Here is a 15,457-nt window from a genome sequence, read left to right as displayed (position 1 = left end):
TTCTTGTCTTTCCTAAGCGGGGTTGAAACTCATGGGGAGGACGCACGCGATGGTCCGCTTGCGGTCGACGCGGGTTTCCACGGGTCGGCGAAGCGCGGCGATGTCAGCAAGGACTCGTCGGTCAGCGTTTTGAGAAAGGCGATCAGATCGCTTTTCTCCTGAGGCGATAGATCGATGGGCACGATCAACGCACTCTTGTTTGGGTTGTAGCGGCCGTCGCCCTTGAGCGGCCCGCTCGTGACGTTGCGGCCGCCGGCCGCGTAGATGTCGATGACGTCCTCGAGCGTCGCGACGCTGCCGTCGTGCATATAAGGCGCGGTGACAGCGATATTGCGCAGACTCGGCGCGCGGAACGCGCCCATTTCAGTTGGATTATGCGTGTTCTCGAAAACGCCGCGATTGGGCTCGGGATAAGCGCCTTTACCGTCGAGATCGTAGAGGCCGGTGTTGTGGAACGGCGTCTCGATCTCGCGCGTCTTGGCGTGATAGAATTGATCGTCGAAATTCACACTGCCGTGGCAGTGATGACACTCCGCCTTCTCGCCGAAGAAGAGATCCTTGCCGCGCATCTCTTCGGGAGTGAGCGACGCCTTGCCGAGCAGATAGAGATCATATTTCGAGGACGCCGACACGACGCCGCGTTCGAAGGCGGAAATCGCCTTGATGGCGTTGCCGAAGTTGATGGAATCCGCATCGCCGGGAAAGGCGGCGGCGAAGTCGCGGCGATAGTCGGCGTCGCTGCTGAAGCGGGCGAGGATCTCTTTACGGTTCTTGTCATTGACGCCCATCTCGATCGGCTCTTCGCCGAAAAGCGGGCCCTCCATCTGCTTTTCGAGGGTGACCATCGCCGGGTTCGCCCAGGTCAGCGTGGCGCGCCAGGCGGCGTTGGCGATGCTGGGAGAATTGCGCGGCGTGTGCTGGCCGGTGGCTCCCACCGCGACCGGCCGGCCGTCGGTGAACGCCAGGCGTTGCTCGTGGCACGAGGCGCAGCTCTCCTTGCCGTTTCCCGACAGGCGCGGGTCATAGAAGAGCTTGCGCCCGAGCTGAAAGCGCGCCTCCGACATCGCATTGTCCGCCGGAACCCGCGGCGGCGGCATGAACTCCGGCAATGTCCAGCGCCATGATTGCGCGTTCGGCTCCGAATTCGCGTTCGTCTCGGCTTGCGCGCTGCAGGCGGTCAGAATCGCGGCGAAGAGGAGGATGAGAGCATCGCGCCTCATTTCATGGCCTCCGCGCGGAAGATCTTCGTTTGCGCGCCGTTCGCGTGACCGGCGTCATTGGCGTCGGGCGCGGGTTCCTTGAGCCGAATTCCAAGGTTTTCGAACATAGGCGTGCATTCGGGATCGGCCGGGCCGCTCATGCAGCCGGTCGAGAAGCCCTGATCGCGCCCTAGATCGATGCCCGCGAAGAGCGGCTTCAGATCGAGCACGACGCGCTGTCGCGCCGGATCGAAAGACGCAAGTTTCACCGGCACGCGGTTCGGATTGGTGCAGGAGGTGATTTCGCCTTTGACGGCGTCGCCGCGACAGCCGGTCGAACCCAGATGCAGCATCCAGGTCGAAACCGTGATCGTGCCGTCCGCGTTGACGCGCAGCGGCGCTGTCTTCGGCGCGTCCGCCATCATCGGCGGGCTTTCGGATTTGTCGCCGGGCGCGCCGGCGGCGGCGTTTTTCGGCGGCGGCGGCGGCCGGGTCACGCCGCCCTCCGGATCGACTTCGATCTTGATGAATTTGCGGCCCGCCTGCCAGTTCCACGTCATCGACTGCAGATCGAGCGGCGCGGGAGCGGTGGCGAAATTGGAATGATTGAGGACGACGTCCTTTCCGTCCTTGTCCTGGATGACGCTGGGGACGCCGACGACGAAACTCATTCCCTTGTAGCGGCCACGCGGAACCGATCCTTTGATCGTGTCGTTGACGTCGGCGCTGCCGATGCACTTGCCTGTCTTGTTTTCGAAATCGATCAGCGCCAGGTTGGCGTATTGCCAGTCGTTCTGCTCCAGCTCGATCGGAATTTCGTGACCGGCGGCGTCGATCAGCGCGGGCGACGCAATGTAAAATCGCGCGTCATGGAGTTGGGCCGGCTGACCGCCGGTTCCGAGTCCAGCGATCTCACGTCCGCATTCAACCGGCTGGTCCCCCGCGGAGAGCGCAAAGCGTATCGCGACCTGTTGCCTTTCGCCGCCATCGACCTTGGCTGCTTGCGCGACGCCGACGGCCGCGAGCCCGGCGACGGCGGTCGCAAGTTGATTCAGTACGCGCATGATTCCTCTCCTATTTGCGACAGTTTTTTTGGGATGCTTCTTGGCCGCGCGCGGCCGTCAGCCGCGCGTGCGCAACGCGTGTCAGCGCCGCGTCACGAGACGCGCGCGAAAAAATCAAACGCGAGGGAGAGGGTGAGCGGGGTCGAAGACCCCAAGCCGACCGTTAACGCGCTTCCTTAGGAAAGGAGCGACGGCGGCGCGCGAGAGAGCCTGTTACTGGGCCGCTGCGTGGCGGGCGGCGCAAGATTCTGCCGCTCGATCCAGATCGGCGGGTCGTCCGATAGCGGCGCCAGCACGAGAATGACGGCGGACAACAGAATCTTGGCGCCGAGGTCGTCGTGGCGATCCGTCAGAAAGCAGGCCGTGCAATGCATGTGCTGGACATGCTGCGTCTTGCCGCCGCCGCCGTTCTGGTCGGCGCAAAGCTCGTAGGACATCGCTACGGGCGAACTAAAGAAGTCGCCGCCGTGGTGAGCTTGCGGAAATACGAGAGTCAAAGCTTGTTGGAAAAGCAGGCAAGCGACGGCGACCGCCAAAACAGGGCGCACGAACCGCCGTATTTTTCGTCTATCTTGCCGCATGATTTAATTCTGAGTGCACCACGTTTAACTTGTCAACGACGCTCAGCGTCCATTCGTGCAATATTTTCTAATGTGGCGCAGCCGCCACACTTGGTCTTTGCAATTAAGCGTTCGTTGATAGCTGCACGCTCGCGTAAGCCATTCGTCGATTGCTTCTTGATCTTCGTCACCGATCACACCGGCTTCAAGCGCGTCGACAGTTCGATTGTCGACGCTGCCGGCGCCACGGCGTATCGGCGCTCCAGTCTCGCCTCGCTCTTCTCGACGCTCTCCGCCATACACGCGTCGTATATAGAGTTTTCGTGTTGCCGCCCGCGTCTTTCATGCCTATGATCCGCGCACCGTAAGCAATGGTTGGCGGCAATCCATGCTCGTTCGGCTCATTCTTTTGATCTCTATATTGCTTCAGGCTGCGGGCGTTTCGACGTTCGCCGCGCACGCTCAAACGCAATACCAAACGTTCAACGCTGTCGGCTGCAAAGGGGACGTCGCGCCTTCCGCGCCCTATGCGCCGATCGATCACGGCAGCTCTTGCTCGGACTGTATCGCGTGCTGCAACGCTCAGCCGACCGTCCTTTGCGTCTCTGAGCAGGTCGCGCGCGTATCATTTCCAAACCGGCAAACCGTCCTTCCGGCCTTGCCAATCTTTCCCGTCTCCCGAACGCGGCCGTTGACGCCGCCAGCGCGCGCGCCTCCCGCCTAAAGACGCAGCCATTTCCGCAAAGTCAGCGAATCCGTCGCGGATTCGCGAATGCACGCATCGCTGGAGCCTATGGCGCCGGCGCCAATGCGTATGGCGACCGGGCGGATGCTTGGCAAAGGAGCGGGGAGGCTCTGATGCACAAATCTCACAAAACCATCGACGGCCTGTATAGACGCCATCATCGCGATCTGATTACGCACGCGCGACGTCTGATCGGCTCGGCCGAGGCCGAAGATATGGTTCAAGAAGCCTACCTCAAGATGCTCGAAGGCGACCGCGTCGAACTTGTTTCGAACGCGCGAGGTTACGTGTCGAAGATGACATCCACCCTCGCCATCGACAGCCTTCGGCGGCAAAGAACGCATGCGAGGGCGCTCGCCGAGAATGGCGCATGGTTTCATTCGCCCGCCGGAGACGCCCGGATGCCTGCGGGCCTGGACCCGTTCGGTCTAGTGTCCGACGTGCAGGCGGCGCTCATGCAGCTGCCGCGATGTTGTCGTCAGATATTCTTCATGAGCCGGATACTGGGCTTCAGCCACGCGGAGATCGCGCAGGAAATCGGCGTTTCCTTGAGAACGGTCAATCGCAACCTCATTCGGGCGCTCGACCACTTCCATCGAACCTTCGAGATTGCGCCCTTGCCGCTTTCGCTTGAGCCGGGCCTTAAGCCTGAGGCTTCGTCCGCGCGTCACAACGCTGAAAAGATCGAAATCCGCTCGGCGCAAAAAAATACTCGCCCCCGCCTGTCCGATTTCTGCGGTCTCGCTCGTCATACCATTCGGGTCCCGCGTTCTGCGGAGCCCGTCTGGTCTGTCCAGACGAACTCAAAACAGGAGGCCACTATGACCATCCGTGTCGCCAAGCGCATTACCCTTAACGTTATCGGCCGCGCCAGCGCGCGCTGCGCTTCGACCTGCGCCGCCACCAACGGCTAAGGACGATCTGCTTGCGCCGCTCGCCCCCCGCGGGCGGCGCAAGCGACGTTCGGCGCGTCAAGACGAAGGCGACAGATAGATGCGGCTTGGCTTCAATTTCACGCTCGGCGATACCTATGACATGGTCCAGCGGCTCATCGCCGAGGGACACATCGATTACTGCGAATTCCTTATCGACAATTTTTTCTGCGTCGAGCCGGACGAATTGGCGAGAGCGTTCGACTGTCCCATCGGCTTGCACATTATGTACTCCAAATTTCTCGAAGCCGACCGGCCGACGCTCGTCGACTTCGCCGCTCGGCTTCGAGATTACATTGACGCGCTGAACCCGATTTACGTCTCGGACCACATACTGCGCTTTTCTCACGAAGGGCGCGCATTCTTCCACCTCGGGGAGATCGACTATTCCTCGGAATATGATTCCGTGCGCGACAAGGTCGTGGAGTGGCAGGACATCGTCGGTCACCGGATTCATTTCGAGAACTATCCTTCCATCATGGACGGCGGGGTGGAAGCGCCGGCTTTTTTTGAGCGCCTCGTGAAGGATACGGGCGCGGGCGTGCTGTTCGACGCCTCCAATGCGGTCTGCTCCCATCGCAATTGCGGAACGCCGCTCGAAGCCTGGCGCAACGTCATCGCCGCCGCCAAGCATTTCCACGTCGCCGGCTACAGGAACTCCTTGATCGAGCCGTTCATCTCGCTCGACACCCACGCCGAGGCGCTGGCGCCCGACACGCTCGCCTTTCTTGAGAAGTTCCGATCGGTCTTCGACAAGCCTGGCGCAACCATGACCTACGAGCGCGACGACCAGATCGAATATGACGACATCGTCGCCGACCTGAAGCTGTTGCGAGATCTGTTCGGCCAACCGGAAGAAAGGCGTCACGACCTTGCTGTCTCTGCCTAGTCGAACTGATCGCGACCTCTATCCAGCGCTCATGTCCCCGGCGCTGTGCGCAGACTATCCTGCGGACCACAAAGCCTTCGTGCGCATCGACGTGAGCCTGCGCATCTATTGGCACACGCTTTTCGACATCTGCCCTGAGCTGCTGGAGCTCTCAGGTCCCGACGGCATGTCGATCTTCCGGCCTTTCATGGCCTGGGCCGGCGAGAAGAAGCTCGCCTTCGACTGGTCTTATTACCTCTGGGTTTACGTCTGGCTGCGCCAGTCCGAGTTCAAGGAACGGCTTTTGTCGGACGGCAAATATCTGAGGTCGATCATGGCGGCGTCGGCCGCGCGCTGGGCGATTCTCGATCGCGGCAGTGATCGGGGAATCGTCATCGGATGCGCAGACACGACGGATCTCGTGATCGGCTGGAAATGCCGCAGCGTTCGCCTCGGGCGAGAGATCGAGCTCATCGAGCCGGAAGAGCCGTTGCCGGCCCCTGCGGATCTGTTCGGCTACTTTACGTTGCCGACCTTTGAACTCGACGTGTTTTCAGGGTGGCAGAGCCTCGAGCGATGACCGGCGCGCCGCTGTGGCGGGGATACTGCTTCCTGTTCGCCAGCACGTCCGCAGCCGCCTTCATCATGCAGATCGATCTTGCGATGGTCGCGCGACTGGGCGGCCGGGCGCCGGGCGCCTATGCGATATTGATGCGCGTCACGCTGCTCGACGTCGCGGTCACGATCGCTTCCGCCGCCGTCGCCGCCATTGCGCTCGGCCATGCGCGAATGAACGGCGAGGAAGCCGAAGCGATCGAGAAGATTTGCGCGCTTGCCCTCGCGCTCGGAGCGGCGACGGGGATTTTCGGCTTCTTCGCCTATCCGGTCTTCCTCAGTGCGCTCATGGGCGACGCCGCGGCGGCGCCTTTCGTCGGCGCGCCGATCGTTTGGCTCGTCGCCGGCGCGCCCTTCCGGGTGCTGGCGAACACGCAGGGGTTTCTGCTGCATGCCCTCGGACGCGGAAGCTCGGTTCTCACATGGAAACTCGCCGAGATTCCGGCGAAAGCCGGCACCAATGTGCTGTTCATGGACGTGCTCGGCTTTGGTTTCGCCGGATGTTTTCTTGCCGGCTACGTCGTCGCCGCGGTCTCGTCGATTTGGCTGTGGAGCCGGATGGAGCCGCATGGGGCGCGCAGCATGCGCTTCCCCGAAGCCGCATTCACGCGCGCCTATCTGCGCGGCACGTTCTGGGAAGCGCTACGGGTGCTGTCGCCACAGGCGGCGATGCTCTTTTCGCTGACGCTCTTTTCGCTGCCGTGGGAAAGCGGCGCGAGCGGCCAGCGGCTCGACTCATTTGCAGCCGGCCAGACCTTCCTGCTGTTCATTGTTGGTCCGCTGATCACGCTGACGCGCTTTCTCGCCATTCACCTCCCGACAAGATCTCCGCAGGACTGGCCCCCGGCGCTTGCGCCGGTGATCCGCGTGGGCGCTTCGATCGCGCTGACGGCTGCGGTCCTTCTGCTGTTCGGCCGTGATTGGATCGGCGCGACTCTCTACCGGCAGCACGGACCTTGGTGGTCGTATTTCGTCGCCGCCTTGGCGCTGTCGCTGCCCATTCGATTCGCGGGCGGCGTGCTGAGAGGCTTGGCGCTTGCCCGTCGCTCCTTCGCGAGACTGACCTTTGTGGACGTGCTTGCGCAATGGCTCATCGCGCCCCTGTTCATTGTGTTTGGCCTCTCCCTCAACCGTCCGGAGGTCGCCTATCAATCTCTGATCTGGCCCGAAGTCGCCGCCGTGCTGCTGATCGGGCGAAGCCTTCGATCCGCGACCGAACAGCCGGTCGGCTTCCCGTGGCCCGCTAAAGGACATGTTCGATGAGCGTAGCGCGCGTTCCCGTTCTCATTGTCGGCGCCGGCTATGCCGGTCTGTCGGCGGCGACGCTGCTCGCCTGGCGCGGCGTTCCCTGCCTTCTCGTCGAGCGGCGCGAGTCGACGTCGCGGCTGCCGAAGGCGCATGGCCTGAACAGGCGCAGCATGGAGCTGTTGCGTGTGGTTGACGGCCTGGAGGATGCGCTGTTTGCAGCGAGCCGCACGGGGGCGAATGATTCAACGCTCATCATCGCCGAGAGCGTTACAGGTCCGCCGATCGAGACGCTCGTGACCAAGAGATCGCTCGACGCGACGCACATCTCGCCCAGCAAAATCTGCACGGCCGGCCAGGATCGGGTCGAACCCGTGTTGCTGCGCTTCGCCCGCGAGAACGGCGCGCATATTCGCTTTTCGACGGCGCTGACGCGCTTCTCGCAGCGGCAAGACGGCGTCGAAGCGATTCTGCGCGACGAAGCGTCGGGGCAGGAGACGATCGTCGTTGCGGACTACATCATCGCCGCTGACGGCGCGGGGGGCGTGATCCGCGACGCCGGCGACGTGAAGATGGAGGGCCCGGGATTTCTCGCCGACACCATCTCCGTGCTGTTCGAGGCCGATCTCAGCGCGGTCCTGCCAAGCGATGGGTTCGCGCTCTACTATTTGCGCAACGCGGCGTTCAGCGGCGCCTTCGTCACCTGCGACGAACCCAATCATGGCCAGATCAACATCGAATATGATTCTTCGCGCGATCGGGAGTCCGATTTCGACGAAGAACGATGCAGGGCGCTCGTTCGACAATCGCTTGGCGTCCCCGGCCTCGCGGTGAAGATTCTCGACATCCGTCCCTGGCGAATGGCCGCTCTCCTCGCCGATCGGATGTCGTTCGGCCGCGTGTCTCTTGCCGGCGATTGCGCCCATATCACCCCGCCGGTCGGCGGACTGGGCGGACAGACCGCGATACAGGACGCCGCAGACCTGGCGTGGAAACTGGCGCTTGTCGTCAAGGGCCAGGCCGCCCCATCGCTGCTCGACAGCTATGGCCTCGAGCGCAGACCGGCGGCGCGCATCGCGATCGCGCGCTCGATCGCCAACTATGTCGAGCGCCTTCTGCCCGATCGCCAGGAGCTGCGCATCCGGAAAGACGAATATGGCCTGCTCGAAACCGCGATGGGCTACCGTTATCGATCCGACGCGATCATCGCCGATGAGGCGGACGACGGCGCAGCGGTCGAAGACCCGCTTCGCCCGACCGGCCTGCCTGGAACGCGCCTCGCGCATGTCTGGCTGCGGCGCGGCGAGGAGACGATCTCCTCGCATGATCTGATCGGGCGCGACTTCACGCTGTTCGTCGGCGAAGAGGGCGGCGACTGGATCGAGGCGGCGCAGCGCGTCGCCCTGCGATCGAAAGCGCCGCTCGGCGTCTACCGCCCCGGACATGACGTCGCCGACCCCGACGGGCTGTTTCTGCCGCGCCTCGGCGTTTCGCCCGCAGGCGCGCTCCTCGTGCGTCCCGACGGCTACATCGCCTGGCGCTCGCGAGGTCGAAGCGTCGATCCGCTCGCGACGCTCGAAGCGGTGTTTGCGCGCGCCAGAGGCTGGCCGATCGGTCAGAGCTTGGCGCGCGAGGAGGCGGCCCTCGCCGGCGCGTCGGCATGATGTCGCAAGCTTCGTCCCCGCTCAATTCTGAGGAAGCGCACCGCGACGCGCGGCACGCGCCTTTCCTGCGCGACCCGAATCGGCGTCCGATCGCCGTGACGAAAGGCGAGCGGTCCGTGATGAAGGGTCAGCGCCCCGGCGTCATATGGATGACGGGATTGTCCGGCGCGGGCAAATCCACGATCGCTGCGCTCTTAGAGCGAAAGCTGCTGATGCGAGGCGCGCACACGATCCTGCTCGATGGCGACGCTCTGCGCACCGGGTTGAACGAAGACCTGGGCTTCACGAGCGATGACCGGAGAGAAAACATCCGGCGCGTCGGCCATGTCGCGAAGCTGATGACTGAAGCCGGCCTTATCGTTATCTGCGCGCTGATTTCGCCATTCCGGGCGGAAAGACTGGCGGTCCGGCAGCTTTTCGCGCCTGGCGATTTCATCGAGGCGTTCGTCGATACGCCGCTCGAAGCATGCGTCGCGCGTGATCCGAAGGGGCTCTATAAGCGCGCTCGCGAGCGAGATTCAGAATTTCACGGGGCTCCATCAAGCTTACGAGCCGCCGGAACGGCCCGAGCTGATCTTACGGACTTTGGAAGGTTCGCCGGAGGAGATGGCCGACCGGCTCCTTGAGGTCGCTCAATCGTTCCTGTCTCCCGCTGATGTCGGCGTCCCTTCGATCGGAGAATGATCCATGACCGCCTTCGCTCCCGATATGTCCATGGATCAGGTCTCTGAACTGCGTTTGGTGGTCGATCCCGAAAGACTTAAGACGCTTCACCAACCTTATCGCGACTTCAGGCGGCGATCCGAGGCGGGCGGCGCATGGCGCAGCCTGCCATTGGAAATCGCGCACCAGCTCAGACCCTATTATTTCTTCAACCCGCCGAAGTGGCGCGTCTGGGCGCGCTCGCTCAGCCGCAGCGAACGAATGGAGCCCGCTTTCGCATCGATCGGCGCGGTGCGCTCCGGCACGTCTTTCCTCTCCTCATACATCTTCCAGCATCCGCAGGTCGTGCTGCCGCTCTCGAAACAGATCTCCTTCACGGAGACGATGCGCGAGCTCATGGCCCATTTCCCGACGCGCGCGGCGCAAAGTGCGGCGGAGCGGCGAAACGGCGGCGCGATCACCGGCTATTGCACGCCGGTGATGCCCAACCCGCTCTGGATTTTCCTCGCGAAGTCGATGTTTCCGAACATGCGGATCGTCTGCGTTCTGCGCGATCCGGTGGAACGGACCTTTTCCCATTGGCGATGGGATCAGAAGCGGTTCATCAGCCGTAAGTCGCAGGACCCCCACTGGAAAGGCTTTCCGGATTTCGCGACCTTGATCGAAGCCGAGAAGGCGAGCATCCGCGGCGGCGCCATGGAGCCGCACGCGTTTTCCGGCGCGCGCGCCGGCTATTTGCGGCATGGCGTCTACGCGCCCTTTCTGCGCCTGCTGTTCGAGAAGTTCGGTCGAGACCGCGTCTTCATCGTCGATGCGGCTGCGTTTTTTCGCGACCCGCGCGCGACGGCGAAGGAGATTTACGGATTTCTCGGCCTGCCTGAAGTCGAGCCGCTGGCGATCGAGGAGCGCAATTCCGGCCCGGAAGGAACGCTCGACGATCGCCTCCACGAGAATCTGGCCGAGTTTTTCCGCCCCTATAACGAAGAACTTTACGCGCTGCTCGATAGGGATTTCGGCTGGGGCGCCCGTTAGCGGGAGCGCCCTTTAGCGAACCTTTCCTCGACCCCGACCCCGGCGGTCCGCTCCGGTGGGCTTCACGCGCCCGCCTTCCGGCAATATATGGATGACGCTGAAATCCCGCCGGTTCGAGGAAAAGGATGAACGCCCACGCCAGAGGGCCCGCAATTGCGACGCCCGCGGCCGCCGCGACGGCGCCGCTCATCGACCCCTACGGGCGGACGATCTCCTATCTGCGCGTCTCGGTCACCGACCGATGCGATTTCCGCTGCGTCTACTGCATGTCGGAACATATGCAGTTCCTGCCCCGGCGGGACCTGCTGACGCTGGAGGAGCTCGACCGGCTCTGCTCCGCCTTTGTCGCGCGTGGCACGAAAAGGCTGCGCATCACCGGCGGCGAGCCGCTGGTGCGCCACGATGTGATGAAGCTGTTTCGCGCCCTGTCGCGCCATCTCGAGACCGGGGCGCTGGAGGAGCTGACGCTCACCACCAACGGCTCGCAGCTTTCGCGCTTTGCGGCCGAACTCGCCCATTGCGGCGTCCGGCGCGTCAACGTCTCGCTCGACACGCTCGACCCGGACCGTTTCAAGGAGCTGACTCGAACCGGCGCGCATGCGCAGGTGCTTGCCGGGATCGCCGCCGCCCGCGCCGCCGGCCTCAAGGTGAAGCTCAACGCGGTAGCTCTGAAAGGCGTCAACGAAGACGAGTTCGTCCCGCTCGTGCGTTTCGCGCATGACAACGGGATGGACATGACCTTCATCGAAGTGATGCCGCTTGGCGAACTCGACGGGCCCGAACGCGCCGACCAATATCTGCCGATGCAGGAAGTGCGCGATCGGCTGAGCGAAGCCTTCACGCTCGACGAGATCGATTATCGCACCGGCGGACCGGCGCGGTACATGCGGGCGCGCGAAACCGGCGGGCGCATCGGCTTCATCACCCCGCTCACCCATAATTTCTGCGAGAGCTGCAATCGCGTGCGCGTCACCTGCACGGGGACGCTTTATATGTGCCTTGGCCAGGAGGACGCGGCGGACCTGCGCGCGCCGCTGCGCGAAAGCGCGGACGACGCGCTGCTGCACCAGGCGATCGAGACCGCGATCCTGCGCAAGCCCAAGGGCCACGATTTCGTCATCGACCGAACCGCGCCGGCGCCCGCCGTATCCCGCCACATGAGCATGACGGGCGGGTAACAGAGCGAAGTCTCTGTAGCATTTCCCAGGAGTGCACCGTCAAAATCCAGCTTGCGGAAAGGCGACGCCCTTGGACAATGATTAAGGGTAAGCTATTAGCTTGGCAGCGGATCAGAGCGTTGCCCATGATCAAAACACTAAAGAAATTCATAGACTGGGCTGGTACTGCCGGAACGGTATATGGATGGACAGGTTCGAACTTTGTTTCCGTGTACGTGGTACCCTCCGCTACAGCGCTGTTCATTGGAGCTTTGGGTGCCGTTCAGTCGTTACCCTTAATGTGGGTAGCTCTGGGCGTGATCTGGGGCGCCGCGGGAGCGCTCGCCGTTCCTCTCGCCTTTGTAAATTGGCGATTTGCTAGTTCTGCCAACGGAAAACTTGTTGTTGATCGCCCTCGCGTAATGAGACGAGACGAAATCGTAACGGGAGGCGCTCACGAAGTTTTGATTGGCTTTCAAGTTTGTAACAAGAGCATGTTCGAATTGGAATTTGAACTCATTTCCATAGAGACTTGCCTCGGAAATACTATACCAGATCGTCGCCCTTTTAGCCGCACACGTTATGATGTCCCTCTCGGAGGTCTCGCGTGGTTTGATGATTGGCCAATAAGATTTCAGACCTATCAGCGAAACATCGTACTGAAAGGCTTCATCGCATTCGAGTTGAAATACGGGCGTAGGGGTGATTTGAGATTTACCCTCAAACGACGAGACGACCTTTCCGTCAAATTCGACGACAGCGGAAACATAGAAATTTTTAGTTGGCATCTAGCTCCCTCAATGTAGCTGATCGCCACTAATCTGCGCTCGGCGCAGCTGCCCTCGAACCGCCGTCGCCGCGCTCGTGCTCGGAGTTCAACAGGAGCTCGCTTTTGGAGAATTTCACTACCGTCTTTATCGGCCTTGGGGTCATGGGCTATCCCATGGCCGGTCATCTTCATCGCGTCGGCCACAGGGTGCGGGTCTATAACCGCACCGCCGCCAGGGCCGAAAAATTCGCCGCCGCCCATCCCGGCGCGGAATGGTATACGACGCCGGCCGAAGCGGCGAACGGCGCCGAATTCGTCTTCTCCTGCGTCGGCAATGACGACGATCTGCGCGCGGTGACGATCGGCGAGGGCGGCGCCTTCGCCGGCATGTCGGCCGGCGCGGTCTTCGTCGACCACACGACGGCCTCGGCGCAGGTGGCGCGCGAACTCCATGCCGCCGCGGCCGGGCGCGGGATCGGCTTCATCGACGCGCCGATCTCCGGCGGCCAGGCCGGCGCCGAAAAAGGCGCGCTCACCGTCATGTGCGGCGGCGATCCGGCGATCTTCGCCAAGGCGGAGCCGGTGATGGCGTGCTACGCCCGCGCCTGCCGGCTGATGGGGCCTCCCGGCGCCGGGCAGCTCACCAAGATGGTCAACCAGATCGCCATCGCCGGTCTGATCCAGAGCCTGGCGGAGGCGCTGCATTTCGCCACCACGGCGGGGCTCGACGCCGAGAACGTCATCGATCTTTTGAAGAACGGCGCGGCGCAGTCGTGGCAGATGGAAAATCGCACGAAAACAATGCTTGCCGGCGAGTTCGACTTTGGTTTCGCGGTGGAGTGGATGCGCAAGGACCTCGCGATCTGCCTCGCCGAGGCGCGCCGCAACGGCGCGCGCCTGCCGATCGCGGCGCTCGTCGACCAGTTCTACGCCGAGGTTGAGAAAATGGGCGGGCGGCGCTGGGATACCTCGAGCCTCATCGCCCGGTTGGAGCGATGAGGCCGATTTAAGGCCAAATCTTAAAAATTTATGACCGCAGCGGAACCATTAGCGGGGCCGCTGCGTTTCTCCCCCGCAAAAAAGAGGAAGCGTCGAGGTTCGCATCGTTCGAGTAGCGAGCCGGGGCAGAATTCCCGATCACCCTGTGGGGAGCCCTAAATGGCCGTTTCGCGCGAAAGCCCTTTCGCAAGTCGTATGTCGCGGATCGTTCTTGGATTGACCGTCGCCATCGGCGCCGCCGCTGCTGTCGCGGCTGCGCCGTCGACGTCTGATCTGAAAAGCCGATCCACCGCCACTGGCGTCCAAGCCGCCGTGAGCCTCAACGACATCGGCATGCGTCCGCTTGCGCGCGGACCGGCAATCCGAGTGGGGCGCGCCTATGGCGCCGAGGATGAAGATTGCACGCTCGTCATCACGCCGAAAGATGATGAGCGGGGTCGCGTCCGTTACATGCGTAGCGTCTCCTGCGCGAATTGACGCCTTGAGTCGCGCACCCGGATAGGCTAAAAGGGCTGGCCTTTAGGCGAGGATCGTTCGGAAACGAACATCTTCGCCTTTTTATTTTTTGGGCCCGCGTTTCTTCTAAAACTTCGTCTGCAGACGCAGGCCGAGATAGCTGGCGCGCGTGCGCAGCGGATTCCACGGATCGATGATCTGGACGTCTCCCGAGATTCGAAACCATCGGGTCACCGCGAAATTATAGAAGGCCTCGACGCCGCCTTCGCTGCGGCGAAAGATCCGCCGCGCCGCCAGTCCGGAGATGAGCGGCTGGGTCAGCCCGTAATGATAGAAGCCGACGCCCCAGAGATCGTCTTCGCGTCCCGCCATCAGATTGTTGCCGGCGAGGCCGACGAGCATGCTCCACCTGACCGGATTGGGATTGCCGTCCGACAGCGTCGCCAGGGTGAAGAGACCCCAGCCGACTTTCGGGTTGGTCTCGCTCTGCATCAAATATTGCTGGACCGCGTAGGAGACGAACCAGAACCCCTTCTTCGTCAGGCCGCGCAGCCGCGCGATCGCCTGACGCCTTTCTCCAATATCGTCGAGATCGAAGCCGCGCGCATTGCTGTAGGCGAAGCGCACCGTATGAAATCCGCGCAGGCCGCCGATCTCGACGGGCACGGTCGCCATCAGTCCGGCACCGACCCCGCGCTCGAACGGCCGTTCGATGACGCGCGGCTGCTGGGCGTTGCGCGGGTCCGCGACCATCACCTTGAGGTCGACATATTTGGTCTTGAGCGCCGCGACGCCGCCCAAGAGATAAGGCGGCGCGACGATCAGACGGTCGGCGACGCTTTCCGGGGAACTGACGCCGATGCCGGTCGACGGCAGCGCGAAGGCGCGGTTCATGAAGGTCTCGAGGCCGCCGCCGCCGACGAGCGGCGTCTGCGAGGCGAGCGTCAGCATGTTGAATTTGCCGATCGTCACCGAGAGTTCTTCGCTGAGCTCCTGGGTGAGCGTCATGGACAGGGCGGAGTGATAGCCGTCGCGCTCGATGAAGGCCTGGGCGACGTTGACCGGCAGCAGCGCGAGGTCCTGCCGGTTCACGTTGCGGCCGAAGTAATGCTCATATTGCGCGTTTAATTTCAGCCCCTTCCAGAAGCCGAGCTTTTCGCCGTCGACGCGCAGAAACATGTCCATCTTGCCGCCGTATTGCGCCGTCCGGTCGATCGCGCCCGCGGTGATGCCCTGGTAGAACTGGGTGACCCAGACGTCGACGTCGATCCCGAACTTGCGCAGCTGGTCCTTGGGGCCGCCCGGCGTGTCGGTCAGCGACTTCTGCTTGGCGAGGGAGACGAGCGCGTCGTCGGCCAAGGCCGGTCCGCTGATGCCATGGACAAAGAGGGCTGCGATGATCGCGCAGCCCGCAGCGATCAAGCTGCGCTTCTTTCCGCATCGCCGTTTTGGGAAGGCCAGCCCGCTCGAGTTCCTCCTCCGCCACATC

The 15,457-nt window shown here is 62.8% G+C and carries 14 protein-coding genes and 1 pseudogene; 11 read left to right on the top strand and 4 right to left on the bottom strand.

Features of this window, described 5'->3' with window-relative positions; all coding sequences use genetic code 11:
* Positions 1-29: 29 nt before the first annotated feature.
* The 3 genes from AC0X69_RS13360 to AC0X69_RS13350 form a co-directional block, all read right to left on the bottom strand.
* A complete protein-coding gene (locus tag AC0X69_RS13360; protein WP_482608287.1) occupies positions 30-1,220 on the bottom strand; it encodes an MbnH family di-heme enzyme in 1,191 nt (396 codons plus the stop codon).
* Entirely contained in the window at positions 1,217-2,263 is a 1,047-nt protein-coding gene (locus AC0X69_RS13355) for an MbnP family copper-binding protein (protein ID WP_482608286.1), read from the bottom strand. Before AC0X69_RS13355 ends, AC0X69_RS13360 begins: the two co-directional genes overlap by 4 nt.
* Before the next feature lie 176 nt (positions 2,264-2,439).
* Positions 2,440-2,844, bottom strand: coding sequence for a DUF2946 family protein (locus tag AC0X69_RS13350; protein ID WP_482608285.1), 405 nt, complete (start codon positions 2,842-2,844; stop codon positions 2,440-2,442).
* Between the two features lie 837 nt (positions 2,845-3,681).
* Here AC0X69_RS13350 and AC0X69_RS13345 point away from each other — a divergent pair.
* The 11 genes and pseudogenes from AC0X69_RS13345 to AC0X69_RS13295 all read left to right on the top strand — a co-directional run bounded on the left by AC0X69_RS13345 (position 3,682) and on the right by AC0X69_RS13295 (position 13,989).
* Complete coding sequence (locus tag AC0X69_RS13345) at positions 3,682-4,482, top strand: methanobactin precursor domain-containing sigma factor (protein ID WP_482608284.1); 801 nt, start codon at positions 3,682-3,684, stop codon at positions 4,480-4,482.
* Between the two features lie 79 nt (positions 4,483-4,561).
* Positions 4,562-5,389 carry a methanobactin biosynthesis protein MbnB gene (gene mbnB, locus AC0X69_RS13340; RefSeq protein WP_482608283.1) on the top strand — a complete coding sequence of 276 codons (828 nt, stop codon included), beginning with the start codon at positions 4,562-4,564 and terminating at the stop codon, positions 5,387-5,389.
* Positions 5,373-5,948, top strand: a complete 576-nt coding sequence (gene mbnC, locus AC0X69_RS13335) for a methanobactin biosynthesis protein MbnC (protein ID WP_482608282.1) — start codon at positions 5,373-5,375, stop codon at positions 5,946-5,948. Before mbnB ends, mbnC begins: the two co-directional genes overlap by 17 nt.
* Positions 5,945-7,246: a methanobactin export MATE transporter MbnM gene (mbnM, locus tag AC0X69_RS13330; RefSeq protein WP_482608281.1), complete on the top strand. Its 1,302-nt coding sequence runs from the start codon at positions 5,945-5,947 to the stop codon at positions 7,244-7,246. The genes mbnC and mbnM overlap by 4 nt, the downstream gene beginning before the upstream one ends.
* Positions 7,243-8,892 (top strand): methanobactin biosynthesis FAD monooxygenase MbnF, encoded by a 1,650-nt coding sequence (gene mbnF / locus AC0X69_RS13325; RefSeq protein ID WP_482608280.1) that lies wholly within the window; start codon positions 7,243-7,245, stop codon positions 8,890-8,892. The genes mbnM and mbnF overlap by 4 nt, the downstream gene beginning before the upstream one ends.
* A 95-nt stretch (positions 8,893-8,987) precedes the next feature.
* Positions 8,988-9,576: pseudogene (gene cysC / locus AC0X69_RS13320) on the top strand (adenylyl-sulfate kinase); the annotation flags it as partial.
* Positions 9,577-9,579: 3 nt separating this feature from the next.
* Complete coding sequence (locus tag AC0X69_RS13315) at positions 9,580-10,587, top strand: sulfotransferase family protein (RefSeq protein ID WP_482608279.1); 1,008 nt, start codon at positions 9,580-9,582, stop codon at positions 10,585-10,587.
* Positions 10,588-10,712: 125 nt separating this feature from the next.
* Positions 10,713-11,765, top strand: a complete 1,053-nt coding sequence (moaA, locus tag AC0X69_RS13310) for a GTP 3',8-cyclase MoaA (protein ID WP_482608278.1) — start codon at positions 10,713-10,715, stop codon at positions 11,763-11,765.
* A gap of 125 nt (positions 11,766-11,890) precedes the next feature.
* Positions 11,891-12,550 (top strand): hypothetical protein, encoded by a 660-nt coding sequence (locus AC0X69_RS13305; RefSeq protein WP_482608277.1) that lies wholly within the window; start codon positions 11,891-11,893, stop codon positions 12,548-12,550.
* 125 nt (positions 12,551-12,675) lie between these two features.
* The gene (locus AC0X69_RS13300; RefSeq protein ID WP_482613398.1) at positions 12,676-13,512 is read left to right on the top strand and encodes an NAD(P)-dependent oxidoreductase; all 837 of its coding nucleotides are present in this window, start codon (positions 12,676-12,678) and stop codon (positions 13,510-13,512) included.
* 159 nt (positions 13,513-13,671) lie between these two features.
* A complete protein-coding gene (locus AC0X69_RS13295) occupies positions 13,672-13,989 on the top strand; it encodes a hypothetical protein (protein ID WP_482608276.1) in 318 nt (105 codons plus the stop codon).
* A 105-nt stretch (positions 13,990-14,094) separates the two neighbouring features.
* Here AC0X69_RS13295 and AC0X69_RS13290 read toward each other — a convergent pair whose 3' ends face one another.
* Positions 14,095-15,390 carry a carbohydrate porin gene (locus AC0X69_RS13290; protein ID WP_482608275.1) on the bottom strand — a complete coding sequence of 432 codons (1,296 nt, stop codon included), beginning with the start codon at positions 15,388-15,390 and terminating at the stop codon, positions 14,095-14,097.
* Positions 15,391-15,457: the final 67 nt, after the last annotated feature.

It is taken from the genome of Methylocystis sp. Uni0008, assembly GCF_056838045.1.
Note: the sequence above shows the minus strand (reverse complement) of the source record. Positions and strands in the feature narration are given on the sequence as shown.